Source organism: Erwinia sp. PME.40.26/001, assembly GCF_055556675.1.
Map to the genome: position 1 here is coordinate 1 of NZ_JBVHNP010000357.1, position 246 is coordinate 246.

At 69.1% G+C, this 246-nt stretch carries 1 protein-coding gene; it reads right to left on the minus strand.

Going from position 1 to position 246, the window contains the following annotated elements; all coding sequences use genetic code 11:
- Positions 1-246 (minus strand): amino acid--tRNA ligase-related protein (locus ACZ3HG_RS24530; protein ID WP_465335099.1); only part of this gene is annotated, 246 nt, incomplete at both ends.

Consider the following 246-nt stretch of genomic DNA (forward strand, 5'->3'; position numbering starts at 1 on the left):
GGCGCGATGCGCAGGAACAGGTCGCGGTCGAGCGCATTGTGATGCGTGATGAACGGCCGCGCCGTCGCGCCGCCGGCGATCGGCTGCAGCATCGGCGTCTCGACCTCGACGAAGCCCTGGCCGTCGAGGAAGCTGCGGATGAAGCGCACGACGCCCGCACGGATGCGGAAGGTCTCGCGCACCTCGGGGTTCATGATCAGGTCGACATAGCGCTGGCGGTAGCGCGTCTCGGTGTCGGTCAGGCCG